Annotated in this window: 17 protein-coding genes; 2 read left to right on the forward strand and 15 right to left on the reverse strand. The window is 72.7% G+C overall.

Features of this window, described 5'->3' with window-relative positions; all coding sequences use genetic code 11:
- Nucleotides 1-9: 9 nt before the first annotated feature.
- Genes FV227_RS08070 through FV227_RS08080 form a run of 3 tightly spaced genes read right to left on the reverse strand, consistent with a single transcriptional unit; the run spans nucleotide 10 to nucleotide 6763 of the window.
- The gene (locus FV227_RS08070; RefSeq protein WP_147726584.1) at nucleotides 10-918 is read right to left on the reverse strand and encodes a transglutaminase family protein; all 909 of its coding nucleotides are present in this window, start codon (nucleotides 916-918) and stop codon (nucleotides 10-12) included.
- Nucleotides 915-3473 carry a circularly permuted type 2 ATP-grasp protein gene (locus FV227_RS08075; RefSeq protein ID WP_147726586.1) on the reverse strand — a complete coding sequence of 853 codons (2559 nt, stop codon included), beginning with the start codon at nucleotides 3471-3473 and terminating at the stop codon, nucleotides 915-917. The genes FV227_RS08070 and FV227_RS08075 overlap by 4 nt, the downstream gene beginning before the upstream one ends.
- The gene (locus tag FV227_RS08080; protein ID WP_147726587.1) at nucleotides 3470-6763 is read right to left on the reverse strand and encodes a transglutaminase family protein; all 3294 of its coding nucleotides are present in this window, start codon (nucleotides 6761-6763) and stop codon (nucleotides 3470-3472) included. The genes FV227_RS08075 and FV227_RS08080 overlap by 4 nt, the downstream gene beginning before the upstream one ends.
- Nucleotides 6764-7042: 279 nt before the next feature.
- Between FV227_RS08080 and FV227_RS08085 the strand changes: the two genes are divergently transcribed.
- Entirely contained in the window at nucleotides 7043-8230 is a 1188-nt protein-coding gene (locus FV227_RS08085) for a putative zinc-binding peptidase (protein WP_147726589.1), read from the forward strand.
- A gap of 15 nt (nucleotides 8231-8245) precedes the next feature.
- Here the strand turns inward: FV227_RS08085 and FV227_RS08090 are convergent, their stop codons facing one another.
- From FV227_RS08090 to FV227_RS08110, 5 genes are all read right to left on the reverse strand, one after another.
- Nucleotides 8246-8857, reverse strand: a complete 612-nt coding sequence (locus FV227_RS08090) for a pyridoxamine 5'-phosphate oxidase family protein (protein WP_147726591.1) — start codon at nucleotides 8855-8857, stop codon at nucleotides 8246-8248.
- 72 nt (nucleotides 8858-8929) lie between these two features.
- Nucleotides 8930-10648 (reverse strand): lysine--tRNA ligase, encoded by a 1719-nt coding sequence (locus tag FV227_RS08095; RefSeq protein ID WP_147726593.1) that lies wholly within the window; start codon nucleotides 10646-10648, stop codon nucleotides 8930-8932.
- 81 nt (nucleotides 10649-10729) lie between these two features.
- Nucleotides 10730-11242, reverse strand: coding sequence for a hypothetical protein (locus FV227_RS08100; RefSeq protein ID WP_246686370.1), 513 nt, complete (start codon nucleotides 11240-11242; stop codon nucleotides 10730-10732).
- Entirely contained in the window at nucleotides 11239-11568 is a 330-nt protein-coding gene (locus tag FV227_RS08105; protein WP_147726594.1) for a nucleotidyltransferase domain-containing protein, read from the reverse strand. Before FV227_RS08105 ends, FV227_RS08100 begins: the two co-directional genes overlap by 4 nt.
- A 124-nt stretch (nucleotides 11569-11692) precedes the next feature.
- Complete coding sequence (locus FV227_RS08110) at nucleotides 11693-12589, reverse strand: transporter substrate-binding domain-containing protein (RefSeq protein WP_244032796.1); 897 nt, start codon at nucleotides 12587-12589, stop codon at nucleotides 11693-11695.
- Nucleotides 12590-13337: 748 nt separating this feature from the next.
- Here FV227_RS08110 and FV227_RS08115 point away from each other — a divergent pair.
- Nucleotides 13338-14576, forward strand: coding sequence for a glycosyltransferase (locus tag FV227_RS08115; RefSeq protein WP_348643782.1), 1239 nt, complete (start codon nucleotides 13338-13340; stop codon nucleotides 14574-14576).
- A 16-nt stretch (nucleotides 14577-14592) separates the two neighbouring features.
- Here FV227_RS08115 and FV227_RS08120 read toward each other — a convergent pair whose 3' ends face one another.
- From FV227_RS08120 to FV227_RS08155, 7 genes are all read right to left on the reverse strand, one after another.
- A complete protein-coding gene (locus FV227_RS08120) occupies nucleotides 14593-15174 on the reverse strand; it encodes an SCO family protein (protein WP_147728976.1) in 582 nt (193 codons plus the stop codon).
- Nucleotides 15175-15389: 215 nt separating this feature from the next.
- A complete protein-coding gene (gene cysG, locus FV227_RS08125; protein ID WP_147858699.1) occupies nucleotides 15390-16838 on the reverse strand; it encodes a siroheme synthase CysG in 1449 nt (482 codons plus the stop codon).
- Nucleotides 16839-16882: 44 nt separating this feature from the next.
- Nucleotides 16883-19585: a nitrate reductase gene (locus FV227_RS08130; protein ID WP_147858700.1), complete on the reverse strand. Its 2703-nt coding sequence runs from the start codon at nucleotides 19583-19585 to the stop codon at nucleotides 16883-16885.
- 113 nt (nucleotides 19586-19698) lie between these two features.
- The gene (locus tag FV227_RS08135; protein WP_147727644.1) at nucleotides 19699-21300 is read right to left on the reverse strand and encodes a sulfite reductase subunit alpha; all 1602 of its coding nucleotides are present in this window, start codon (nucleotides 21298-21300) and stop codon (nucleotides 19699-19701) included.
- Nucleotides 21297-23081 carry a NirA family protein gene (locus FV227_RS08140; protein ID WP_147727643.1) on the reverse strand — a complete coding sequence of 595 codons (1785 nt, stop codon included), beginning with the start codon at nucleotides 23079-23081 and terminating at the stop codon, nucleotides 21297-21299. Before FV227_RS08140 ends, FV227_RS08135 begins: the two co-directional genes overlap by 4 nt.
- A 12-nt stretch (nucleotides 23082-23093) precedes the next feature.
- Nucleotides 23094-24371, reverse strand: coding sequence for an FAD-dependent oxidoreductase (locus tag FV227_RS08145; protein ID WP_147727642.1), 1278 nt, complete (start codon nucleotides 24369-24371; stop codon nucleotides 23094-23096).
- A 699-nt stretch (nucleotides 24372-25070) separates the two neighbouring features.
- Nucleotides 25071-26087 (reverse strand): CmpA/NrtA family ABC transporter substrate-binding protein, encoded by a 1017-nt coding sequence (locus FV227_RS08155; RefSeq protein WP_147858701.1) that lies wholly within the window; start codon nucleotides 26085-26087, stop codon nucleotides 25071-25073.
- Between the last annotated feature and the right edge of the window lie 3 nt (nucleotides 26088-26090).

Consider the following 26090-nt stretch of genomic DNA (forward strand, 5'->3'; position numbering starts at 1 on the left):
CGACCGCGCTCAGCCGACGAGGGCCAGCGCCTCGATCTCGTCCTGCTCGTCCTGCGGGATGACGTCGACCTCGACCTTGAGCTTCTGCTTGCCCGAGCCGCTGACGATGCCGTCGACGGGCGAGACGTCGCCGTAGTCGCGCCCGCGGGCGACGACGATGTGGTCGTCGCGAACCCCGATGCCGTTGGTCGGGTCGAGGCCGAGCCAGCCGTCGCCGCACCAGACCGCGACCCAGGCGTGGCTCGCATCCGCGCCGCGAAGCCGCGGCCGCCCGGCCGGCGGGATCGTGCGGAGATACCCGCTGACATAGGCCGCGGGCAGCCCGATGCCGCGAAGCCCGGCGATCATCACGTGGGCAAAATCCTGGCAGACGCCGGCGCGCAGGGCGAAGGCCTCGGCCAGCGGCGTGTGCACGTCGGTGGCCTTCGCGTCGAAGCGGAAGTCGGCGCGGATGCGTGCCATCAGGTCGAAGGCGGCGCCGTAGGCGCTGCGCCCGGGCGAGAAGCTCGCCCGCGCGTAGTCGGTCACCGCCGGCAGCAGCGGCACCCGAGCGCTCGGGAACAGGAAATGGACCGGCGCGTCGGCCCCGAGATCGCGGGACGCGATCGCCGCCATCCGCGCCGCCTCCCAGCTGCGGCCGGATTCGGGCGCCGGCAGCGGCCCGCGCTCGACCCGCACCTTCGACAGCGCCTCGACCCGGAACCGGGTGTGCGGCGCGTCCAGGGTGATGCCGACGGTCTCGATGCCGAAATAGTCGCGCCGGATCACCGCGGTCGCCGGGCTCGGGTCGATCGTCACCGCGCTCTCGAGCACGCTCTGGCCCTCGCCGTCGGCGGGCTTCAGGCGCAGGGAGCAGCGCGCGAAGCTGACCGGCTTCGCATAGGTGTAGGTGGTGACGTGGCGCAGCGTGTAGATCACGCCAGGCCCGCCAGCTTCTCGGGCCGCAGGGCGTGCGGCCCGTTCGGGAAGTAGCGGCCGGCGATGGTGTCGGCGAGCCGCTCCAGGTCGTCCTCGATCCGCGCCAGGCCGACGACGTCGAAGTCGGCGGCCTCGCCGCTGCGCAGGGTCGCCACGATCCGCGCGGCCAGCCGGCAATGCGGCTCGGGGATGCCGTCGGCCGAGAGCGCCGGCAGCTCGGCCAGGTGCCGGCCGATCGCCTCCGCCTGGAACGCGACCGAGCGCGGGTTGTAGGGGTCGAGGAGCACCATGTCGCGCACGGGGTCGAGGGCCACGCCCTGCATGTAGCGCGCGCCGTAGGTGACCTGCGAATCGGCGAGCGAGAGCAGGACGCCGAGGCAGTCGGCCCCGGCCTCGTCGTGGCCGAAGGCCAGCGTGAAGGCGCAGGTGTTGATCGCCCGCTCGATCCGCCGCCCTAGATCGACGAAGTGCCAGCCGGCGGCGCGGTTCATGTTCTCGTGCGTCAGGCCCGAGAGCGCCGCGATGTGGCTCAGCGCCCGCTCGGCCCGGCCGAGCAGCTGCGACTCGGTGAACGCCCGGGCGGTGTCCAGCGAGAGCAGGTCGATCAGGTCGGCGAGCACCCGCCACGCCTCACCGGAGAGCCGGGCGCGCAGGGTCGCCGCGTTGGTGCGGGCCGAGATCACGTGGGCGCGGGCGGAGCCGTGGACCTCGCGCCCGACCAGGGCCTCCTGCGCCAGTGCCGCCGTCGGCATGTCGGCGGAGCTGGCCGCCCCCCATTCCTCCAAGAGCGCGCGGATGCGGAGCGCGGTCGGCGCCGCGGTGTCGCCGGAGATGTCGGTGACGACGGCGTCGCCGACGCTGCGCAGGTGCGCCAGCACGAGGCGGATCACCGCCTCGGCCCGCTCGACGTAGCGGCCGAACCAGAACAGGCCGTCGGCCGCCCGCGAGGGCAGGTGCCCGGAGATGCGCCGGACCCGCGGCGTGGCCTGCTGCCCGAGATGGCGCGTGTCGACCGGGTTCTCCGAGAGGATCCAGACGTCGGCCGAGCGGATGCCGAGGCGCATCTCGATCGGGTCGACGTTCTCGCGCTCCGAGACCCGGCAGAAGCCGCCGGGCATCACCCGCCAGCCGTCGGGGGTGCGGGCGGCGAACACGCGCAGCGCGAAGGGGCGGGGGACGAGGTGCAGGCCCCGGTCGGTCCGCTCCCAGGCCGGCATGGTCGAGAGCGGCCCGAGGTCCTGGCCGACGAAGTCGAACGGCCGGTCGTGGAAGGCCGCGATCACCCGCTCGCGCTCGGCGGCGAGCGCCTGCGGCCCGAGGATCGCGTCGCGCCCCGCCCCGCGCTGCGGGGTGGCGGCCGGGCGCAGCGTCATCGCGTCGAGGTTGTCCCGAACGTGGGCGAGACCGGCCGGATCGCCGCACCACCACGCCGGCGGGCTCTTCAGCCTGAGGCCCTCGCCGAGGATGCGCTGCGCGATCCCTTCGAGATACGGGCTGAGGGCCGCCGACTCGACCACGCCGGAGCCCGGCATGTTGGCCATCACCAGGCTGCCGTTGCGCAAAGCCTCGATCACGCCGGGGATGCCGAGCCGCGAGGCCGGGTTGAGCTCCAGCGGATCGAGGAAGTCGCCGTCGATCCGGCGCCAGACCGCGTCGGCCCGCTTCAGGCCGGAGACGGTGCGCACGTGCAGGCACCCGTCCTGCATGACGAGGTCGTCGCCCTCGACCAGCATCAGCCCGAGATAGCGCGCGAGCGCCGCCTGCTCGACGTAGGTGCTGCTGTAGGGCCCCGAGGTCAGCAGGCAGATGCGCGGGTCCGAGCGCGCGGACCCGGCCGCCAGGCCTTCGCGAAACGCCTGGAAGAAGGCCGGGAAGCGCTCGACCTGCAGGCTCTCGAGCACGTCCGGGAAGGTGCGGCCGAGCACCATCCGGTTCTCCAGGGCGTAGCCGAGGCCGGAGGGCGCCTGCGTCCGGTCGGCCAGCACACGCCAGGCCCCGTCCGGCCCGCGGCCGATATCGGCGGCGTAGAGCTTGAGCCAGCGCCCGCCGGGAGGCGCGACCCCGTGCAGCGGGCGCAGGAACTCGGGACTGCCGGCGACCACGGCGGCCGGCAGGAGGCCGTCGGCGACGAGGCGGCCCGGCCCGTAGACGTCGGCGAGGACCGCCTCCATCAGCTCGGCCCGCTGGATCAGCCCGGCGCTCAAGGCGCGCCACTCGGCCGCCTCGATCACCAGCGGCAGCGAGCCCAACGGCCAGGCATGCTCGCGCTGGTCGCCGTAGATGCGGAACGAGATGCCGGTGTCGCGGATGTGACGCTCCGCCGAGACGAAGCGCGCCATGATCTCGGGCTCGCTCAGCCGCGCGAGCCGCTCGAGCAGCCGGGGCCACGCGCCGCGCGCGCGGCCGTCCGCGTCGAGATATTCGTCCGGCCGGCCGGGTTCGGGCCGATAGCCGTCGGCCCAGCGCGCGAGCCGGTCCGGCTCGTCCGCGGCGTCCGCGTCGGCCGGTGCGTGCCGTCCTGCCGTGACCTGTGCCGCCGCCAGCGTCGGGCTCATGTCGGCTTCGGCGTGCGCAGGTCGAGCGTGAGCGGGAATTCGGGGTTGGTCTCGGGCACCGGCATCGCGATCTTGCCCGGCGTATGGCCGTGGGCCTGGAAGCGGGCGAGGCGCCGCCCCTCCGCCTCGTAGGTGTTGACGGGATGCGTCTCGTAGTTGCGGCCGCCGGGGTGGGCGACGTGATAGCGGCAGCCGCCGAGCGCGCGCCCGCTCCAGCTGTCGAGGATGTCGAAGGTCAGCGGCGAGTGCGCGGGGATCGTCGGGTGCAGCGACGAGGCCGGCTGCCAGGCCTTGAACCGCAGGCCCGCGACCGCTTCGCCGCCGGTGCCGGTGCCGGTCATCGGCAGGCGCCGGCCGTTGCAGGCGATGACGTGGCGGCCGGGCACGAAGCCCTCAACCTTGACCTGCAGCCGCTCGACCGAGCTGTCGACGAAGCGGACGGTGCCGGCACTGGTCCCCTCCTCGCCCATCACGTGCCACGGTTCCAGCGCCTGACGCAGCTCGAGCTTCACGCCGCCGTGCTCGACCCGGCCGAAGACCGGGAAGCGGAACGCGGCCTGCGCCTCGAAGGCCGTGGGGTCGAAGTCGTAGCCCGCGGCCCGCAGATCCTCCAGCACGTTGAGGAAGTCGGCCCAGAGGAAATGCGGGAGCATGAAGCGATCGTGCAGGCCCGTGCCCCAGCGGACACAGCCGCCGACCTGCGGCTCGCGCCACAGCCACGCCACCAGCGCCCGCAGCAGCAATTGCTGCGCGAGGCTCATGCGCGGGTCCGGCGGCATCTCGAAGGCGCGGAACTCGAGCAGCCCGAGCCGCCCGGTCGGCCCGTCGGGCGAGTACAGCTTGTCGATGCAGATCTCGGACCGGTGGGTGTTGCCGGTGACGTCCACGAGGATGTTGCGGAACACCCGGTCGACGAGCCAGCGCGGGATGTTGGGCTCGTCCGGGCCCGGCACCTGCGCCAGGGCGATCTCCAGCTCGTAGAGGCCGTCGTGGCGGGCCTCGTCCATGCGCGGGGCCTGGCTCGTCGGGCCGATGTAGAGGCCGGAGAACAGGTACGAGAGCGCCGGGTGGCGCTGCCAGTACAGCACCAGGCTCTTCAGGAGGTCGGGCCGGCGCAGGAACGGCGAGTCGTCGGGCGTGGCGCCGCCCATCACCACGTGGTTGCCGCCGCCCGTCCCGGTGTGGCGCCCGTCCACCATGAACTTCTCGGCGCCCAGCCGGGTCTGGCGGGCGTCGGCGTAGAGGTCGGTGGTGATCGCCACCGCGTCGCGCCAGGAGGTCGCCGGGTGGACGTTGATCTCGATCACGCCCGGGTCGGGGGTGACCTTGATCACGTTGAGGCGCGGGTCGAAGGGCGGCTCGTAGCCCTCGACGTGGATCGCGAGCCCGAGCCCCGACGCGGCTTCCTCCAGGACGCCGATCAGCTCGAGGTACTCGTCGGCGCGCTGGGTCGGCGGCATGAACACCCGCAGCGTCCCGTCGCGCGGCTCGACGGCGAGCGCGGTGCGCACCGCGACGCCGGTGATGCCGCCGCCGTTGACCGTTCGCTTGCCGGTCCCTTCGCCGGTTCCTTCGTGGGCATGCCCCTCGGGCAGGGGCTCGCGCGGCTCCAGCGGGTCCTGCGGCTGGTAGTAGGGGTAATGCTCCGGCGGCACGTACGGGAGCGAGCCGAGCGGCAGGCGGAAGCCCAGCGGCGAGTCGCCGGGCACCAGGAACGCGTGGCCGCGGCGGAAATCCCAGGCCTCGGAGATCCAGACCCGGTCGGAATCGCCGTCCTTGCCGGTGGGCAGGCTCGCGAGCGGCAGCACGAAGCCGGCCGGGTTGCCGAGGCCCCGCTCGTAGACGCGGTGGATGCGCGAATCGAATTCCACCGAGCCGCTCTTGGCCTCCTGCGTCGTCACGTTGACGGGCAGCTCCGCGCGCTTCTCCTCCCACTGCGCCGGGTCCTCGTAGGCCGGCATCACGTAGTCCTGCAGCCCGAAATGCCCGGCGACCGCATCGATCAGGCGACGCGCGGCGTCGGCGTCGGCCGTCTTCGGGCCGTCCTCCCGCGCGATCAGGTCGGCGTCGCGCCAGATCGGGCGGCCGTCGCGGCGCCAGTACAGGGCGAAGGCCCAGCGCGGCAGGCTCTCGCCCGGATACCACTTGCCCTGGCCGTAATGCAGCATGCCGCCCGGCGCGAAGCGGTCGCGCAGGCGGCGGATCAGCTTGTCGGCCAGCCCCCGCTTCGACGGGCCGACGGCGGCGATGTTCCATTCCGGCGCCTCGAAGTCGTCGATCGAGACGAAGGTCGGCTCGCCGCCCATGGTCAGGCGCACGTCCTGGGCGACGAGGTCGGCGTCGACCCGGTCGCCGAGGGCGTCCATGGCCGCCCAGACCGCGTCCGAGAACGGTTTGGTGATGCGCGGGCTCTCCTCCACGCGCGCCACGGTCATCTCGAAGCCGAACTCGACCTTGGCCGGCTCGGCGAGCCCCGAGATCGGCGCGGCCGAATGGTAGTGCGGGGTGGCGGCCAGCGGGATGTGCCCCTCCCCGCAGAGCAGGCCGGAGGTGGCGTCGAGCCCGATCCAGCCGGCGCCGGGCAGGTAGACCTCTGCCCAGGCGTGCAGGTCGGTGAAGTCGGTCTTGGTGCCCTCGGGGCCGTCGACCGCGGTGGTGTCGGGCACGAGCTGGATCAGGTAGCCCGAGACGAAGCGGGCGGCGAAGCCGATGCGGCGCAGCACCTGGACGAGGAGCCAGGCCGAATCGCGGCAGGAGCCGCTCTTCAGGGTCAGGGTCTCGGCCGGCGTCTGGACGCCCGGCTCCATCCGGACGCCGTAGGCGACCTCGCGGCTGATCTGCGCGTTCAGCGCCACCAGGAACAGCACGGTGTTCGGCTCGGACGGCAGGCGCGCCAGGAAGCCGTCGATCTCAGGCCCCTGGGCGTCGTCGAGGACGCGGTAGGGCGCCAGCTCGGCGACGAGGTCGGGGGCGTAGGCGAACGGGCGGGCCTGCGCGTAGTCCTCGACGAAGAAGTCGAACGGGTTGATCACCGACATGTCGGCGGTGAGGTCGACCTCAATCTTCAGCTCGCTGGTCTTCTCCGGGAAGACCAGCCGGGCGAGCCAGTTCCCGTTCGGGTCCTGCTGCCAGTTCACGAAGTGGTTCTCCGGGGTCACCTTGAGGGTGTAGGAGGGGATCTTCGTGCGCGCATGCGGCGCCGGCCGCAGGCGAATCACCTGCGGCCCGAGCGCGATCGGCCGGTCGTAGGTGTAGTGCGTGACGTGGTGCAGGGCGGCTTTGATCGACACGGGCACTCTCGTCTGGGCGAAGCAGGTGGCGTCCGGATCGAATCCGGCGGTGCCCTCGTCTGCGCCTTATGCGGCAAAGGGGAGGGCGCAAGCAATTTCCATGCGGCGTCCGGCTCCGGGCGGCGCGCCGCGTCCTCCCCGTGCCGCGCCCCCCGGGAACTTTGCCGGGCAAGCCCGTTTGATGCGGCGAGGACGGTCCGCCCGGCGGCGGCCGCCGACGACTGCCGACGACGCCTTCGACGACAGGGTGCTTGCCCGCCTCGGGCGCCGGGACCCGCCATGAAGATCTTCCAGTGCCAAGCCTGCGACCAGCCGCTCACCTTCGAGAGCACGGCCTGCGACAGCTGCCAGCGGCGCCTCGGCTACGTCTGCGAGGTGCACGAGATCTCCGCGCTCGAGCCGTCGGTCCGCTCGGCCCATCCGGGCTCGGCCGAGGCGCAGACCTTCCACGCCTATGCGCGGCCCGGCCAGCGCTACCGCTTCTGCGCCAACGCCCGGCACGCGGCCTGCAACTGGCTCGTGCCGGACGACGCGCCCGAGACGTTCTGCGTCACCTGCCGCCACAACCGCGTCGTCCCCGACCTGACGCTCGCCTGGAACCTGACCCGCTGGCGCCAGGTCGAGGCGGCCAAGCACCGGCTGTTCTACTCGCTGCTGCGCCTCGACCTGCCGCTGGCCACCCGTGCGCAATACACCGACGGGCTCGCCTTCGACTTCCTGGTCGACCCGTCCGAGAGCTTCCTGATCGGGCCGCCGGTGCTCACGGGCCACCTCAACGGCCTGATCAGCATGAACATCGCCGAGGCCGACGACGTCGAGCGCGAGCGGCGCCGGATCCGCTTCGGCGAGCATTACCGCACCCTGCTCGGGCATTTCCGCCACGAGATCGGGCATTACTTCTGGTACCTGCTGGTCCAGAACAGCCCGCACCTGTGGACGTTCCGCGATCTGTTCGGCGACGAGAGCCTGAACTACGTCGGCGCCCTGCAGAACCACTACGCCCACGGCGCGCCGGGCGATTGGGAGGAATCCTTCGTCTCGGCCTACGCCACCAGCCACCCGTGGGAGGATTTCGCCGAGACCTGGGCGCATTACCTGCACATCGTCGACACGGTGGAGACCGCCTCGACCTTCGCGCTCCAATTGCGGCCGCAGCTGCGCCGGGGCGGCAGCGAGCCGGTGGTGATCGACTTCGATCCGTATCGCACGCCCGACCTCGACAAGCTGATCGCGGCGTGGCTGCCGCTCACCTATGCGGTGAACTCGCTGTCCCGCAGCATGGGGCAGCCCGACCTCTACCCGTTCCGCCTGACGCCCGCGGTGATCGCCAAGCTCGCCTTCGTGCACGAGCGCATCTACGCGGTGCGCGGCGACATGAGCGCCAAGGCCGGCGCGGAGGCGGGCGCCGACATCCTGCGCGCGGTGATCGCGGGGTTGCGCCAGAAGGTGGCGGTGCCGAACGCGTGAGCGCGCCCGGCCGCCCTACCAGAGGGTGGCGGCCGCGCGTGCCGGCCAGGCCTCGTCGTAGGGGCGGCCGCCGACCTCGCCCGCGCTCAGGGCGGCCAGGATCGTCCCCGGGCTCGGCAGCGTCCCCGCCTCGACGTGGCGGGCGGGATCCCACAGCTGCGCGCGGACGACGGCGCGGGCGCACTGGAAGTAGGCCTGCTCGACGGTGACCACGAGGGCGGTGCGCGGCGCCTGCCCGTCGACGGCGAAGCTTTCCAGAAGGGCCGGATCGGCCGAGACCACGGCCCGCCCGTTCACGCGGAAGGTCGTCCCCGAGCCGGGGATCAGGAACAGCAGGGCGACGCGCGGATCGCGCACCACGTTGCGCAGGCTGTCGATCCGGTTGTTGCCGCGGCGGTCGGGCAGCACCAGGGTGTGCGGGTCGACGACCCGGACGAAGCCCGGACCGTCGCCCCGCGGGCTGCAATCGAGCCCCTCCGGGCCGGCGGTGGCGAGGATCGCGAAGGGCGAGGCCGCGATCAGCGCGGCGTAGTGCGCCGTGATCCGCTCGCTCTCCTTCACCACGGAGGCCGGGGCGAGGTGGTCGCCGTAGATGGCCTCGAGCCCGGCGAGGTCCCGTACGATCATGCCCCTGCCCCCGAAGGCCCGATCCGATGGTGGTGCGTCACGCGCGGTGCGTGACGATCCCGCGAACGCCCGTCAGGCGGATTTCGCTGCGCGGCTCGCCGTGAACGCCGCGTGCTCGGCCAGCAGCTCGCCCGACAGCGCCTTGGCGATCAGCGCGCGGGTCTCCGCCACGCCGTAGAGCGCCACGAACGAGCCGAAGCGCGGGCCGCGGGCCTCGCCGAACAGCACGTTGTAGATCGTCGTGAACCACGCCTGCGACACGCCGGGCCGTCCGTCCGGGCTCTTGCCCTTGCCCGACAGGTCCGGGAAGTGCCGCCGCCCGACCTCGTAGACCACCGCCTGCAAGCCCTCTGGGTCGGTCGAGCCGTCGTGCTCGGAGAGCGACGCGGAGAGGTCGTCGAGGGCCGCGCGCTCCTCCGGGCTCGGCGCCCGGTAGCTCTTGGCCGGGCGCACGAAGTCGCGGAAGTAGGCCAGCGCGTGGCCGACGAGCCGGTCGAGGCCGGGATGGGTCTCGGGGCCGACGTCGGCGGCGTAGCGCCGGATGAAGCCCCAGAGCACGCCCGGCTCCTCGGCGTTGGCCACCGCCACGAGGTTGAGCAGCATCGCGAAACTCACGCTGCCCTTGGACCCCCCTTGCGCGCCCTCCCCGATCCGCTCCGGCGCGGGCGGGTTGCCGGCATGGATGTGCCAGACGGGGTTGCCCAGGCGCAGCTTGGCGTCCTGCGCGGCGTAGCGCTCGGAGAAGCTCAGCACCTCGTCGACGTGCCGCGGGATCACGTCGAAGAACAGCCGCTTGGCCTCGCGCGGCTTGTTGTACATGAACAGGCTCAGGCTCTCCGGCGTGCCGTAGGCGAGCCAGTCGTCGATGGTCAGCCCGTTGCCCCTCGACTTGGAGATCTTCTGGCCCTTCTCGTCGAGGAACAGCTCGTAGTTGAAGCCTTCCGGCGGCTCGCCCCCGAGCGCGCGGGCGATCTGCCCGGAGAGCTTCACCGAGTCGATCAGGTCCTTGCCGGCCATCTCGTAGTCGATGCCCAGCGCCACCCAGCGCATCGCCCAGTCGGGCTTCCACTGCAGCTTGGCGTGGCCGCCGGTGATCGGGGTCTCGTAGGCCTCGCCGGTCTTCGGGTCGCGCCAGGCGAGCGTTCCCCGGTCCGCGTGCACCGCGTCGACCACCACCTGCATCACCTCCCCGGTCACCGGGTGCAGCGGCAGGAACGGGGAATACGAGGCCGAGCGCTCGGCGCGCAGCGACGGCAGCATGATCGCCATCACCGCGTCGTAGCGCTCCGCGACCCGCATCAGGGCCGCGTCGAACACGCCGGAGCGGTAGCAGTCGGTGGCCGAGCGGAACTCGTAGTCGAAGCCGAAGGCGTCGAGGAAGCGGCGCAGCTCTGCGTTGTTGTGCGCGCCGAAGCTGTCATGCGTGCCGAACGGATCGGGCACCCGGGTCAGCGGCTGGTTGAGGTGCTGGGCCAGCATCGCGCGCTCGGGCACGTTGTCGGGCACCTTGCGCAGGCCGTCCATGTCGTCGGAGAACGCGATCAGCCGCGTCGGCACGGCGTCCTTCGTCAGCACCCGGAAGGCGTGGCGCACCATCGAGGTCCGCGCCACCTCGCCGAAGGTGCCGATATGCGGCAGCCCCGACGGCCCGTAGCCGGTCTCGAACAGCACCTCCGGCTTCGGCCGGCGCTCCAGCCGGGCCACGAGCTTGCGCGCCTCCTCGAACGGCCAGGCGGCGGCGGTGGCGGCGGCCTCGATCAGGTCGGGGTCGAGGTGGAGGGGCGCGGACATGGGCTGGGACGCTGGACTGTGACACGGGATCTTCGCGGGTGCGGCACCCTAATGAGGTTTGCCGCGATGCGAAATCGACTTTTACGGCCGCTCGGCCGGGTCGTCGGCCCCCGATCCCGTCGGCCGGTTCTCCAACGTCCTGACGGCCTCGACGAGTTTCGGGAAGGTTGCTTGCATCAGCGCCCGGTTCTGCTCCGTCCGGCCGGCGTCGTGGTCGAACCCGTGATTGTGCCGCACGCGGTGCCGAAAGCCCTTCAGCTCCATCAGCGAAACGTAGAGCTCGTCGTCGAGCACGGCCGGACGCAGGCCCGGTATCTGCGCCCGCATCTGATCGAGCAGGTCCTGGTGCGAGGTGTCGCCGGTCGGTGCGGCCCCGTCGACGTCCTTGGCGATGCCGAGCAGCACGTCCTCGATGCCGTTGTCAGCGTTGTGAAGGGCGGCCGCGATCGCCGTGAGCCGCCCCCACGTCGTCCGCTGCTCCGGCGGGAGGGCGTCGTATCCGGCGAGGAACGCGTCGAGGTTCGCCAGCTCGCGGCCCGCGCGGTCGAGCTTCGGACCGAGCTTGGCGAAGGCGGGCAGTCGCGACGCGATCACGGGACCGCCTTCTCGAATGCCTCCCGCTGCGACGGCGTGAGATCGCAGGCATAGATCAGGTCGTTTGGGATGCCGGTGCCGCGCATCACCGCAGCCACCGCCCGCTCGACGGCGGCGCGTTCGGCCGGATCGATCGGCCCGCGCACCAGGAGGTCGATGTCGGAATGCAGCCGGAAACGCCCGGTCGCCAGCGAGCCGATGAGGCTGATCGCGCGACCCTGTGCCTCGACGTCGGACACGATCCGTGCCGCGAGGCCTCGCGCCGTCCGGTGACGGTCCGCGACGCGGGCGGCGAGGATGCGCTCGAACGGGCTCGGAGCCGTCATGGCCGCCTCACGCCGTTTGCGGGACCGCCCCTCCGCAGGATCGCCCCTTCGCAGGACCGCGCCGAGGATACCCGCAGGAACGCCTGCGGAAAAGGAGACGCGTCGGTCCCGGACGCAATGCGGATCAGAACGGGCTGACGGGGAAGAACCGCAGGTACAGCTCGGTGTACTTCCCATCGTCCCACACCCGCTGCAGCGCGTCGTCCAGCGCGCGCGACAGGGCCGCGTCCTCGGGCCGGGTGATCAGGCCGATGCCCTCGCCGAAGTAGCGGTTCTCGAGGTAGTCGCCGCCGACGAGCGCGCAGCAATTGCCCGCCTCCAGGCCGCCGACCCAGAGGGCGAGGCCGAGCCCGTCGGCGAAGACGTAGTCGGCCTCGCCGCGCTTCACCGCGCCTTCCGCCGCGGCGAGGTCGGAAAACGGCTTCGCCTCGGCCTTGGGAAAGAACGCCTGGAGGTAGGCGGCGTGGGCGCTGCCGCCGACCACCGCCACCGACTTGCCCGCCAGCGCGCTCGCCGAGGGAGCCGGCAGGCCGCGGTCGACGCGGGCGGCGAAGCGCGCCGGCCACCGGAAATACGGGCGCGTCGCGGAGAACGTCGCCCGCAGCGTCGGCGTCAGCGGGATCGCGGCGGCGACGACGTCGCCCTGCTTGTCCGTCAGGCCGTCGAGGAGGGTGTCGAAGCGCCGGGCCTGCACGGTGCAGGTGATCGACAGCTTCTCGCAGACGGCGCGGGCCAACTCCACCACGAAGCCCGTCGGGTTTCCGTCGGGGCCTGCGAAGTGCAGCGGCGGGAACTCGTCGTCGGTCAGGAAGCGCACGGCCCGGCCGGTCTGCGGCGCCTCGACCCGCTCGCCGCGGCTGCGCGGGTTCCAGAAGTTGGGCACCGTCACGGCGGCGGGCGCGGGGCTGCCGGCGGCGGGCTGGCCGGCACGCACCTGACCGGCACGATCCTGGGCGCCCGCCTGCGGCATCGTCGCGACGCAGAGGCCGACGGCTAAGAGAATAGTCTTGATCGAGGACATGGTGCTTGCGCCGGGGCCGGGCGCACCTATGATCGCGGGGCGCCGACGGCGCGATGGGGAGGGGGTCCGGCTCACGCCCCCGCCTTAGCACGTCCCGGAGCCGACGGCAGCCGGCCCTGTGTCGTTCCTCCGTTTCCTGGGCCCGCCCCTCGGCGCACCGGGCCTGCCGCCGGAGATCGCGTTCCTGGCGGCCGAAGGCGTCGACGCGGCCTTGCTCAGCCGGGCCGCGGCGCTGGCCGAGGCGAGCGGCACCGATGCGGCGACCGCGCTGCTGCGGGCCGGGCTGATGGACGAGGAGCCGTATTACCGGGCGCTCGCCCGCGCGCTCGACGCGGCCTACCTCGACGGGCCGATCCCGCTCGGCATGGGCGCGCGCTTTCCCGACAGCCTCTCGCTCGGCATGGCGCCGCTGGTCCTCGGGGCCCCCGCCCCGGCGGTGCTGGCGCCGCGCGGGCGGCAGATCGCCGAGCTGCTCGCCGGGCGCAGCCCGCGCGGGCGGATGCCGGCGGTGACGAGCCCGACCCGCCTGCGCGCGGCCCTGTTCGCGGCGATCCCCAAGGCCATCGCCGGCTACGCGGTCGACGACCTCGAAGCGAAGGCGCCGGACTGGGCCTTCGGCAGCCGTCCCCTGGGGCCGGCCCTGGCGCTGGTCGCGCTCGTGGCGTGCGCCGGCATCGTGGTGTTCGAGGCCCTGCCCCCGTTCCTCGCGGTGATCCTGGTCGTGGCGGCGCAGACGCTGTTCCTGGTGATGGCGATCTTCCGCGTCGGCGCCGTGTTCGTCGGCGTCCCGATCGTTCCGCCGCCGATCGCCTCGCCCCTTAGCGACCGCGACCTGCCGACCTACACCGTCCTCGTGGCGCTCTATCGCGAGGCCCGCGTGGTGCCGCGGCTCGTCTCGGCGCTGGCCCGGCTCGACTATCCGGCGGCCAAGCTCGACCTGAAGTTCGTCGTCGAGGCCGACGATGCCGGCACCATCGCCGCGCTGGCGGAGGTCCCCCTGCCCGCCCGCTTCGAGGTGATCGCGGTGCCCGACGGCCGGCCGCGGACGAAGCCGCGGGCGCTCAACGTCGCCCTGCCGCTCGCCCGCGGCGAGCTGCTCGTGGTCTACGACGCCGAGGACGTGCCCGATCCCGGCCAGCTCCGGCTCGCCGCCGAGATCTTCGCGCGGGCGCCCGCCCGCACCGCCTGCCTCCAGGGCCGGCTGGTGATCGACAACGCGGAGGATTCCTGGATCGCCCGGTGCTTCGCCATCGAGTATGCGGGCCTGTTCGACGTGCTCAATCCGGCGCTGGCGCAGTGGCGCCTGCCGATGCCGCTCGGCGGGACCTCGATGCACGTGCGCACCGAGGTGCTGCGCAAGCTGCACGGCTGGGACGCGCGCAACGTCACGGAGGATGCCGATCTCGGGATGCGGCTGGCCTGCGCCGGCTACGAGGTCGGCGACCTGCCGAGCGCGACGATCGAGGAGGCGCCGAACAACCTGCCGGCCTGGCTGCACCAGCGCGTCCGCTGGATGAAGGGGTTCCTGCAGACCACCGTCACCTACGGCCGCCGCCCCGCCGAGACCTGCCGGCAGCTCGGGCGCCTCGACGCGCTCTGCGCCGTGACGCTGCTGCCCGGCGCCGTCGCCTCGGCCCTGGTCTATCCGATCTTCCTCGTCTGGGCGGGCGCCGACTTCCTGCTCCAGGAGATCCCGGCCGCGCCCGAGCCCTGGCCGAACCTGCCGCTCGCCGTCGCGATCACCCTGTTCCTGGCGGGATCCGCGGCCCTGGTCCTGCCGGCGGCGCTCGGCTGCATCCGCCGGGGCTGGTGGGACCTGCTGTGGTTCGTGCCCGGGATGCTGCTCTACTTCGCCCTGGTCAGCGTCGCCGCGTGGCTCGCGGTGATCGAGTTCGTCCGCGCGCCCTCGCGCTGGAACAAGACCGAGCACGGGCTGTCGCGCACCTCGCGCAGCGGCCTGCTGCGTCCGCGGCGCCCGGCGGCGTGAGGCCCGCGCCGGATGCTCAGATCCGCCGCGCGAGCTCCGCCGCGGTCTCGTCGGCCGGGCGCATCAGGTTGAGCGCGCCAAGGAAGCGGTTCCTGCCGTCCATCACGTAGACCAGCGCGGTGTGCTCCATCGTGTAGTCGCCGTCCTTGCCCGGCACCTTGCGGCTGTAGGCACGATAGGCCTTCACGGCCGCCGCCACCTGCGCCGGGCTGCCGGTGAGCCCGGCGATCCGCGGATCGAAGCTCGACAGGTAGGCCTTGAGGCTCGCCGGCGTGTCCCGCTCGGGATCGACGGTGATGAAGGCGACCTTCATCGCCTTGGCCTTCGGCCCCAACGCCGCCAGCACGTCCGAGATCTGCTGCAGCGTGGTCGGGCAGATGTCGGGGCAGTGGGTGAAGCCGAAGAACACGAGGTGCGTGGCGCCCGCGAAGTCGGCTTCGGTGACCGCCTTGCCGTCCTGGTCGATCAGCGCGAACGGCCCGCCGACGCTCGAGGCCGCCACCTCCGTCCGCTCCGGCATCAGCGTGAACACGGCCGCCGCCGTGAGCCCGACGAAACCGAGCACGAAGGCGATGATGGGCAGGAGGGCGCGGCGCATGGAGGTGACCTTCTCGCGACGGCCGCTGGAACAGCATGGGCGGCCGCGGGAGGCAAGGTCGGGGCACCTCGGAGGCCCCCGGCGCTTTGCCTCAGGCCCGCGTTCCGTCGTGCGCCTCCCTGGCCTGGAACCCGGTTCAGCAGGTGCCCGCGCGACGCCCTCACGATGCGTCCGGCGTCACGATCGGGCTGGTCGCAGACGGGAAGCGGCCGGGTCTAGATCGCGATCTGCGCCTGCTCGACGCAGTCCGCGACACTCTGTTCCTTGAGCGCGTCGCCCACCATCAGGATCGCCGGTCCTTCGAGCAGCGAAGCCTCGACCCGCTCCGCGAGATCGGCCGCCGTGCCCCGCAGCGCCGCCTGGTTGGGCCGCGTCGCGTTGAACACCACCAGAGCGGGCGTCGCCGGTGCCAAGCCTTCGGCCACCGCGCGGTCCAGCAGCACCCGCAGGGTGCGCTTGGGCATGTAGACCACGGTGGTGACCGAAGGGTCGGCGAGCGCGCCCCAGTTCAGGTCGTCCGGCAGCGCGCCGCGGCGGTCGTGGCCGGTCACGTATTGCAGGCGGCGCGCCGCGTCGCGGTGGGTGAGCGAGACGCCGAGGGAGGCGGCCGCGCCCTGCGCCGCGCTGATCCCGGGCACCACGGCGACGGGGATGCCGGCCTGCCGGCAGGCCTCGATCTCCTCGCCGGCGCGCCCGAAGATCAGCGGGTCGCCGGACTTGAGGCGCACCACCTGCTTGCCGGACTTGGCGAGCGAGACCATCAGCGCGTTGATGTCGTCCTGGCGGCAGGAAGGGCCGTGGCCGGTCTTGCCGACCAGCATCGTGCGCGCCTCGCGGCGGGCGTAGTCCAGGATCTCGGGGGCGACGAGGTCGTCGTAGAGGATGACGTCGGCGTTGCGCAGGGCCCGCAGCGCCTTCAGCGTCAGCAGCTCGGCATCGCCCGGCCCGGCGCCGACCAGCGTCACCGCCCCGCCCTTCGGCGCGGCCTCGGTCTGCGCGAGCAGCCTGTCGAGGTCGGCCTGCGTCGGGGCCCGGTCGGGCTCGGCGAAGGCCAGATCCGAGAAGCGCTCCCAGAACCCGCGGCGCTCGCTGAACCCGTGGAAGCGGGCGGTGACGCCCTCGCGCCAGTCCCGCGCCGCCGCGACCCAACGCGAAAACCCGCGCGGCAGCATCGCCTCGATGCGCGCCCGCACGGTCTGCCCGAAGACCGGCACCGCGCCTTCCGTCGAGATGCCCACCACCAGCGGCGAGCGGTTGACGATGGCGCCGAACTTCACGTCGCAGAGATGCGGCCGGTCGACGGCGTTGACGATGGCGCCGGTGCCGCGCGCGGCCGCGACGAAGGCGACGCACTCGGCCTCGTCCTCCATCGCGCCGATGCAGAAGGCCGAGCCCCACAGGTCGTCCGGCGTCCAGGCCCGCTCGTGCAGGGTCACGCTGCCGGCGACGATCTCGCCCGGAACGTTGCGCATCTCCTCGCTCGGCTCGGCGGCGTAGACGTCGACGTGGGCGCCAGCGGCGGCGAGCAGCTTCACCTTCCAGGGCGCGCCGCCGTTCGAGCCGGCCAGCACCGCGCGCTTCCCCTGCAGCGGCACGAAGACGGGTAGGACGGCGAGGGGCTCGAGGCCGGCGCGGGTCTCGCGCGGCTGGCGGGGCGTGCTCATGAGGGTCGGCTTGGATCTCGGCAGGGTCACGGACGAACCTGATGCTACGCGGCGTCGCGCGCAAGCGCCTCCGGCAGCAGCTTGCGGATCTCAGGGATGCACGAGCCGCAATTCGTGCCGGCCTTGCAGGCCGCGCCCACCGCCTCGACGGAGCCCGCTCCGCCCGCGATGGTCGCCGTGATGACGTCGAGCCCGACCCCGTGGCAGGCGCAGACTACCGGCCCCGCCCCGGCGGTGGCGGCGCGGCCCGAGAGCAGGGCGCGGCGCTCGGCCGCGCCGGGCACCGCCTCCGCGAACAGGGCCTTGGCCGCCTCCCAGTCGGGCCGGCCCGCGTCGGGACCGAACGCGAGGCAGGCGAGGAGGCGCTCGCCGTCGTAGACCGCGCAGCGGTAGCGGCCGCGGGCATGGTCGGCGTACTCGGCGAGCTCCAGCCCCTGGAACAAGCCGCGCATCAGCAGCATGGCCTCGCGCGACCCGTCCTGCGTGGCGAATTGCAGGCCCGCGCCGCCGGCGATCGTGGCGCGCGCCCACCACCATCCGGCGGGCGCCGCGACCGGGTCGCGGCTGAGCAGGAAGCCCCGCGAGCGGTAGGCGGCAGCCTGGATCGCCGCCGGCGTCGCCTTCAGCTCGGGCTGGCCCGAAAGCGGGTCGGGCACGCCGCGGACGAGCGCCCCGACGCGGGCCATCGAGGCGTTCGAATCGTTCCAGTGCATCGGCATGAACAGGTTGCCGGGCGCCACCGCCTCGGTGACGATCACCTCCAGCTCGGCGGCCCCGTGCGCGGTCGAGACCCGGGCGAGGCCGCCCTCGGTCAGGCCCGCGGCGGCGGCGTCGCGCGGATGCACCTGGACGAAGGGCACCGGGCGATGGGCCGAGAGCCGCGGGCTCTTCCCCGTCCGCGTCATCGTGTGCCAGTGGTCGCGCACCCGGCCGGTGTTGAGGACGAAGGGCATCGCCGCGCTCGTCGCCTGCGCCAGGGCCGGCGCCTGCACCGCGACGAAGCGGGCGCGCTTGTCGAAGGTGAAGAAGCGGCCGTCGGAAAAGAGCCGCGCCTTCGTGCCGCCGCGCTTCGTCAGCGGCCACTGCACCGGCAGGTTCGTCTCGTAGGCGGCGTCCCCGATGTCGGCGAGCGCGCCGATGTCGAAGTCGCGGGTGCCGTTGTTCTCGAACGCCGACAGCGCGGCGTGCTGGCGGAACACCGCCGCCGCCGAGGTGAAGCCGAAGGCGGCGCCGTGGCCGAGGCGGCGCCCGACGTCGGCGAGCACCGCCCAGTCCGGCCGCGCCTCGCCCGGCGCCTTGAGGAAGCGGCGCTGGCGCGTGATCCGGCGCTCGGAATTGGTGACCGTGCCGTCCTTCTCGCCCCAGGCCAGGGCCGGCAGCAGCACGGTCTTCCGGGCCGTGGCGCGGGCGGTGTCGGAATCGGCCATCACCTCGGAGACGACGAGCAGGTCGAGGCCCTTCAGGGCCTCCTTGATCGTGTCGGCCTGCGGCATCGAGACCAGCGGGTTGGTCCCCATCACCCAGAGCGCCTTGATCTTGCCGCGGGCGACCGCGTCGAACAGCGCCACCGCCTTCATCCCCTCGCCGGTGATGAGGTTCGGCGCGTTCCAGAAGCGGCGGACCTTGTCGACCTCCTCCGGCGCGAAGTGCATGTGGGCGGCCAGCATGTTGGCCAGCCCCCCGACCTCGCGCCCGCCCATGGCGTTGGGCTGGCCGGTCAGCGAGAACGGCCCCGCGCCCGGCTGCCCGATGCGCCCGGTGGCGAGGTGGCAGTTGATGATCGCGTTGCCCTTGTCGGTCCCCTGCGCCGACTGGTTCGCGCCCTGCGAGAAGGCGGTGACGACGCGCTGCGTGGCGGCGAACAGGTCGAAGAAGGCGGAGACGTCCGCCTCCGACAGGCCAGTCGCCGCCGCGGTGGCGGCCAGCGTCGGCGCGATCGACTGCGCCCGCTCGAGCGCGCCCTCGTAGCCGGAGGTGTGGTCGGTCACGAAGCGGGCGTCGCACGCGCCGATGCGGTCGAGATGCACCAGCAGGCCCGAGAACAGCGCGCTGTCGGTCCCGGGCCTGAGGCCGAGGAACAAGTCGGCCTCCTCCGCGGTCTCGGTCCGGCGCGGGTCGACCACCACGAGCTTGGTGCCGCGCGTCGTGCGCGCGTCCACCATCCGGCGGAACAGGATCGGGTGGCACCAGGCGGTGTTCGAGCCGACGAGCACGATGACGTCGGCCTCGTCGAGGTCCTCGTAGCAGCCCGGCACGGTGTCGGAGCCGAAGGCCCGGCGGTGGGCGGCGACCGCGCTGGACATGCACAGGCGCGAGTTGGTGTCGACGTGCGGCGTGCCGAGGAAGCCCTTCGCGAGCTTGTTGGCGACGTAGTAATCCTCAGTGAGCAGCTGCCCGGACAGGTAGAACGCGATCGCGTCCGGCCCGTGGGTCTCGGCCGTGCGGCGGAAGGCGCCGGCGACGGTGCCGAGCGCCGATTCCCACGACACCCGCGCGCCGTCGACGTGCGGGTGCAGCAGGCGGTTCTCCAGGCCCAGCGTCTCGCCGAGCGCCGAGCCCTTCGAGCACAGGCGGCCGAAATTGGCCGGGTGCGCGGTGTCCCCGGCGATCCCGGCGCCGCCCTTGCCGTCCGGCGTCGCGATCACCCCGCACCCGACGCCGCAATAGGGGCAGGTGGTCCGAACCGCCGCAGCCTGGTTCGCGCCCTGCTGGTTCGAGACCTGGGGCTCCGGCACGTGCACGGTCATGGCAGGGTCCTCGTATTCACGACGTCGGCCGGCGCCGGCGGAGGCAGCAAGAGTCGGGCCGGGCTTCCCCAGGGCCGCCCTTCCCGCGCGAGCGGGAGGGCGGCCCTGTCGGCTCAGTACACGTCGGCCTGGTAGCGCCCGGCCTTCTTCAGCGCGCCGAGATAGGCCACCGCCTCGTCGGGGGATTTGCCGCCGTGCTGGGCGGCGACGTCGATGATCGCGCGCTCCACGTCCTTGGCCATCCGCTTGGCGTCGCCGCAGACGTAGAAGTGGGCGCCGCCCTCCAGCCACTTCCACAAATCGGCGCCGTTCTCGCGCATGCGGTCCTGGACGTAGGTCTTCTCGGTGCCGTCGCGCGACCAGGCCAGCGACAGGCGCGTCAGCACCTTGTCGTCGCGCATCCGGGTGAGCTCGTCCTTGTAGAAGAAGTCGCTCGCCTGGCGCTGGTGGCCGTAGAACAGCCAGTTGCGCCCAGGCGCCTGCGTCGCGGCGCGCTCGCGCAGAAAGGCCCGGAACGGCGCGATGCCGGTGCCGGGGCCGCACATGATCACGTCGGTGGCGAGGTCCTTCGGCAGCCCGAAGCCGTGCGCCTTCTGCAGGTAGATCTTCGCCCGGGTCTGCTCGGGCATGCGCTCGCCGAGATGCGTCGAGGCGACGCCGAGCCGGAGGCGCGAGCGGTGGTTGTAGCGCACCGCGTCCACCGTCAGCGAGACCTTGCCCGCATCCATCTTCGGCGAGGACGAGATCGAGTAGAGCCGCGGCTGCAGCTCGTCGAGGGATTCGAGGAAGACCTCGGCGTCCGGGCGCGCGCCGGGAAACTTGTGCAGGGCGCCGAGCACGTCGAGATAGGCGGCGTCGCCGTCCGGGTCCTCGCCGGCCGAGAGCGCCTTGGCCTTCCGCCGGGCCTCGCCGGAGGTCAGCAGCGAGAGCAGCTGGTAGAGCCCGTCGGGGGCGGCGCCGAGCGAGTAGTCGGCGATTAGCCGGTCGCGCAGGGTCTTGCCGCCGATCACCCGCTCGGGGCGGGCGCCGAGCTCGGCGATCACCGCGTCGGCGAGCGCCGGCGCGTTGGCCGGGAACAGGCCGAGCGAATCGCCGGCCTCGTAGCTGATCGGCGTGTCCCTGAGGTCGAACTCGACGTGCCACGTCTCCTTCTCGCCGCCCGGCTCGTTGAGCCGGCGGCGGCCGAGGAAGATCGCCTCCACCGGGTTCTCGCGGCAGAAGCCGAGGGGGCCGAGGTCGGCGGCCTTGTCCGCCGCCGCCTCGCCTGCGGCCGCGGCCGGCGCGCCGGCGTCGCCCGTGCCGAACTCCTCGTCGAGCTTCTTCAGCATCCGGAGCGTCTCCTTGCCGCCGGGCTGGCAGAGGTTCAGACGCGCCTCGCTCTTGAGGAAGATGGCGTTGGCGTAGTCGGCGCAATTGTAGCCGCACTGGCCGCAATCCTGCTGCGCCATCGCCGCCATGAGCTTCTGCGGCTCGGGCCGGGCCTTGGCCATCTCCATGCGCTCGGTGATCGGCAGCGACGGGTCGTGCCAGGGCGCGTCGTCGTTGTCGGCGAGCTTGGGGCCGCCGGCCATGTCGCCGGGGGCCAGGGCGGTGGCGCCCTCGACCGCCGGGCCGAGGAGGGCGGCGAAGTAGCCCGACAGCCACGAGCGCTGGTCGGCGGAGAACGGGGCGTTCTCGGGGACGAGGACGAGGGGGGGAGAGACGTGCTCGCTCATGCGGCTGCCTTGAGGCCTGGCTGGTCTTCGGCAAGGTCGCGCAGGGCTTCCGGCCCGGTGCGCGCCGTGAAGGTCTGGAAGCTCTCGTCCGGCCCGGTGCGGCGGGCGAGGTAGGTGCGCAGCAGCGCCTCGACGCGGGACGGCGCGTCCTCCGCCTTGATCGCGGTCCAGATCTCGGTGCCGATCTTCGGGTTCTCGGCGAAGCCGCCGCCGACCACGACGTCGTAGCCCGGAACGGTGTCGCCCTCCTCCGAGACCACCACCTTGGCGCCGATCAGGCCGATGTCGCCGATGTAGTGCTGGGCGCAGCTGTGGTGGCAGCCGGTGACGTGCACGTTCACCGGCACGTCGAGCTCCGGCAGCGCGGCCTCGACGTGGTCGGCGATGATCATCGCGTCGCCCTTGGTGTCGGCGGCGGCGAACTTGCAGCCGTTAGAGCCGGTGCAGGCGACGAGCCCCGCACGGATGCCGGCGGCCTTCGTGGTGAGCCCGAGCGCCTGCACCCGCGCCTCCACCTCGGCGACCTTGGCGTCGGGTACGCCGGAGAACAGGAAGTTCTGCCAGACCGTCATGCGGATCTGCCCGTCGCCGCATTCCTGCGCGATCCGCGCGAGCGCGCGGACCTGGTCGCTCATGATCTTGCCGACCGGCAGGATCACGCCGACCCAGTTCAGCCCGGGCTGGACCTGCGCATGCACGCCGACATGGGCGAACCGGTCGGTGGTGCGGCGCGGCGCGACGTGGGCGGGGTCGACCCGGTCGAGCTTGCGCCCGAGCTTCTCCTCGACGGCGGCGAGGTACTTGTCGAAGCCCCAGGCGTCGAGGACGTACTTCATCCGCGCCTTGTTGCGGTTGGTCCGGTCGCCGTTCTCGATGAACACCCGGATGATCGCATCCGAGACCGCGTTGCAATCCTCCGGCCTCAGCACGATGCCGGTGTCGCGGGCGAGGTCCCGATGGCCGGAGATGCCGCCGAGCACCAGGCGCATCCACACGCCCGGCGCGACGCTCGCGCCCTCCAGCACCTCGATCGCCTGGAAGCCGATGTCGTTGGTCTCCTCCAGCACCGCGACGATGCCGCCGCCGTCGAAGGCGACGTTGAACTTGCGCGGCAGGCCGTAGAGCGACTGGTCGTTGATGATCCAGTTGTTCCAGGACTTGGCGAGCGGACGCGTGTCGAGGAGCTCCTGGGCGTCGATCCCGGCGGTGGGCGAGCCGGTGACGTTACGGATGTTGTCGGCGCCCGCGCCGCGCGCCGTCAGCCCGATGTCGACGAGCCCGTCGAGGAAGGGCTGGGCGTGCTCGGGCGCGATGTGGCGCATCTGGAGGTTCGCCCGCGTGGTGACGTGGACGTAGCCGCCGCCATGCGCGTCGGCGAGGTCGGCGACGCCGGAAAACTGCCAATGGTGCAGGATGCCGTTGGGGATGCGCAGGCGCGCCATGAACGAGGTCTGGTTCGGGGCGACCCAGAACAGTCCGTGGTAGCGCCAGCGGAAGTTGTCCTCCGGCTTCGGGGCCTTGCCGGTGGCGGCCTCCACCTTCAGCCGGTTGTGGCCCTCGAACGGGTTCTCCGCGCGCTTCCACTTCTCCTGCTCGCAGAGCTTGCCGCCGGCCTTCACCGTGCGGTCCTGCGCCTTGATGTGGATCGCGTCCGGCCCAGTCGGCTCGGGCGGCGGACCGCCCTGGCCGAGGGCGAGGCCGCCGGTGAGGCGGGCGGCGGCGACGCCCGAGGCGAAGCCTTCGAGGTAGCGTTGCTGTTCGGCGTTGAAGTCTTCAGCCATGGTCTGCCTCCTTCACGCTGCCAGATTCTTGGCGAGGGGTTCGGCCGGGGGCGCCGCGGGGCGCCCGAACATCAGGTCGTCGATCTGATCCCCGACCGGCGCGCCGGTGCGGATCAGGGTCTTGCACAGGCCCTGCTCGCCGATGTCGCCGACGAAGACCGCGCCGATCAGGCGGTCGCGCTCGACCAGGAGCTTGCGGTAGAGGCCGGCGCCCGGATCGCTCATCACGATCGCCTCCGCGGTGTCGGGCGTGTCGACCACGCCCGCGGAGAACACCGGCAGCCCCGAGACCTTGAGGCTCGTCGAGAGCGCCGTGCCGGAATACTGGGCCTCGAGCCCGGAGAGGTGGCGGCTCAGGGTCTCGGCATGCTCGTAGGCCGGCTCGACGAGGCCGTAGACCATGCCGCGATGCTCGGCGCATTCGCCGAGCGCGAAGATCCGCGGGTCCGAGGTGGTCATCCGGTCGTCGACCTTGATGCCGCGCCCGGTCTCGATCCCCGCGCCCTGCGCTAGGGCGAGGTTCGGGCGCACGCCCACCGACATGACGACGAGATCGGCCGGCAGCACCGTGCCGTCGGCCAGGATCAGGCGCTCGACGCGGCCGTCGCCCTCGACGCGGTCGGTGTCGGCGTTGAGCAGGACCTTGACGCCGCGCGCCTCCATCGCCCGGCGGACCAGGGCGGCCGCGGAATGATCGAGCTGCCGTTCCATCAGCCGGTCCATGACGTGGAGCAGGGTGGTGTCGACGCCGAGCCGCGCCAGCCCGACCGCCGCCTCGAGCCCGAGCAGGCCGCCGCCGATGACGATGGCCTTGGCGTGCTGGACCGCCGCCTTCCGGATCGCCGACACGTCCGCCAGGTCGCGGAACGTGATGATGCCGGGCAGGTCCATCCCGGGCTTGGGCAGGCGGATCGGCACGGAGCCGACCGCGAGCACCAGCTTGTCGAACGGCAGGACGTGGGTCTCGCCGACCACGACCAGCGCGTTCTCGCGGTCGACCTGCGTGGCGGGGGCGCCGGTGATCAGGCGGATGCCGTGGCTCTCGTACCAGTCGAGCCCGCGGAAGGCGCAGGCCGCCTCGTCGACCTCGCCGCCGAGGAGCGAGGACAGCAGCACCCGGTTGTAGGCGGCCACCGGCTCGGCGCCGACCACGGTGACGTCGTAGCGGCCGGGCGACCCTTCGGTCAGCCGCTCGAGAAACCGCAGCGAGGCCATGCCGTTGCCGACCACGACGAGCCTCTCGCGCGGGATCTCCGCGGCTGGAACCTGATCCGTCTGGGCTGTGAGCATCGGTGGAAGGGTCTCGTCCTCGATTGCGCCGGGCACGTCCGCCACGAAAAAAGCCGCCGCCGATCGACCTCCCGGCAAGCGTCGCCGCCCGCGAGGAGACATCGGTTCAGCGGCCTCGCTGACGGTGCTGCCCGTCGTCGTTGACGGGTCGGATCACCTCAGCAGGTTCCGTGCCAGTTCGGCGGGACGAGGCTCGCGCGCTCTGCCGGGCACGGCCGAGCGGTCGGTGCCCGATTTCGCGCGGAGGGTGTGCGCTGCACAAAGATGAGGCGAATGAAGCCCGATCGGGCAGGGGCCCACGATGCACTCTCGACTCGACCGCGCAGCGTCGCGGGCCCGTCTAACGCGGGAAGGACGCTCGGCGGGGGGCGCGAGCGTCCAGGAGGCTTGTGCCCGGCGGGTCGGCTAGATGAGGGTCGAGAGGGCTGCCATCAGGCCGACGACGGGGACGGCGCCGATGAGGAGGGCCCACCGCCAGGGGTGCGCTGCCCGCTCCCGCCGGTTGTCGTTCATCGCTCGGGGCGCGCGGCCCCGGTGTCGGACATAGGCCGAGAGGTCCACGCGTCCGCGCGAGGCGGGAATGGACGAGGCGGTGTCGAGCTTGCGGCAACCTGGCATGGCATGACGATAATGACGTCGCGGCCTCTGCGTTCCGTTTCCTCGCAGGTGATTCCGTCGGATGCGGGCGTCCCGCAGGTCTCAGGCGGGGGATAGTCCGGCCGCCGCGTAGAGATCCGGGCGGTAGACCGCCTCCGCGGCGGGCAGGAGGTCGTCGAGCGGCCCCTGCCCTGCCGCCTTCATCTGCGCCAGCACCCAGCCGGCATGCGCGGCGCGCGGCTCCTGCGCCGCCGCGTCGAGGCGCAGGTAGTCGGGGGCCTCGCGCTGCAGACCCGTCCCGTCGAGGACGATCGTGCCCTCGAGGGTGCGGGCGATCAGGGCGGGATCGAGGTTGAGATAGGCTCGCCGCGCGAGCCGGTGGGCTAGCTCGGAGCGGTTCGCCGGGTCCGCGCACCAGCGCCCTGCCCTGGCGACGGCCCGCACCAGGGGCGGGATCGCGCCGTCGAGCCGCGGCGCGACCGCGAGGACCTTCTCGGGCGCGTCCGGCGCCACCTCGCAGCCGAGCGCGGCGATGCGCCCGAGGCCGGCCGCGACCGCGACCGCGTTCCAGGGCGCGCCAGCGCAGAAGCCGTCGACGATCCCGCGCGACAGCGCCTCGACGCTGTGCTGGGGCGGCACCGCCACCAGCCGGACGGCGGCCGGGTCGAGGCCGCCGGCCTCGGCGAACAGCCGGAGCTGATAGGTGTGCGAGGAGAACGGGTGGACGGTGCCGAGCGTCAGCGGCTTGCCGGCCTGCCTCCGCGCGCGCGCGACCCGGGCGAAGGTGCGGGCGACGTCGGCGAGGCGCTCGCTCTCGGGCGCCATCGCCGCCCAGAGGCTGCCGGACAGGGTGATCGCGTTGCCGTTCAGGCTGAGCGACAGCGGCACAATCAGGTCGGAGGGCGGCCCCGACAGCCCGAGCGCGCTCGCCAGCGCCAGCGGCGCCAGGATGTGCGCGGCGTCGAGGTAGCCGAGCGCCAGCCGGTCGCGCAGCGTCGCCCAGGACGGCTCGGCGGTAAGGTCGAGATCGAGCCCTTCGGCGCGGGCGAAGCCCATCTCGTGGGCGGCGATCACGGGGGCCGCGTCGCAGAGGGGCACGTAGCCCAGGTGAAGTCTCATCTG

It is taken from the genome of Methylobacterium sp. WL119 (genome assembly GCF_008039875.1).
Lineage (GTDB): Bacteria > Pseudomonadota > Alphaproteobacteria > Rhizobiales > Beijerinckiaceae > Methylobacterium.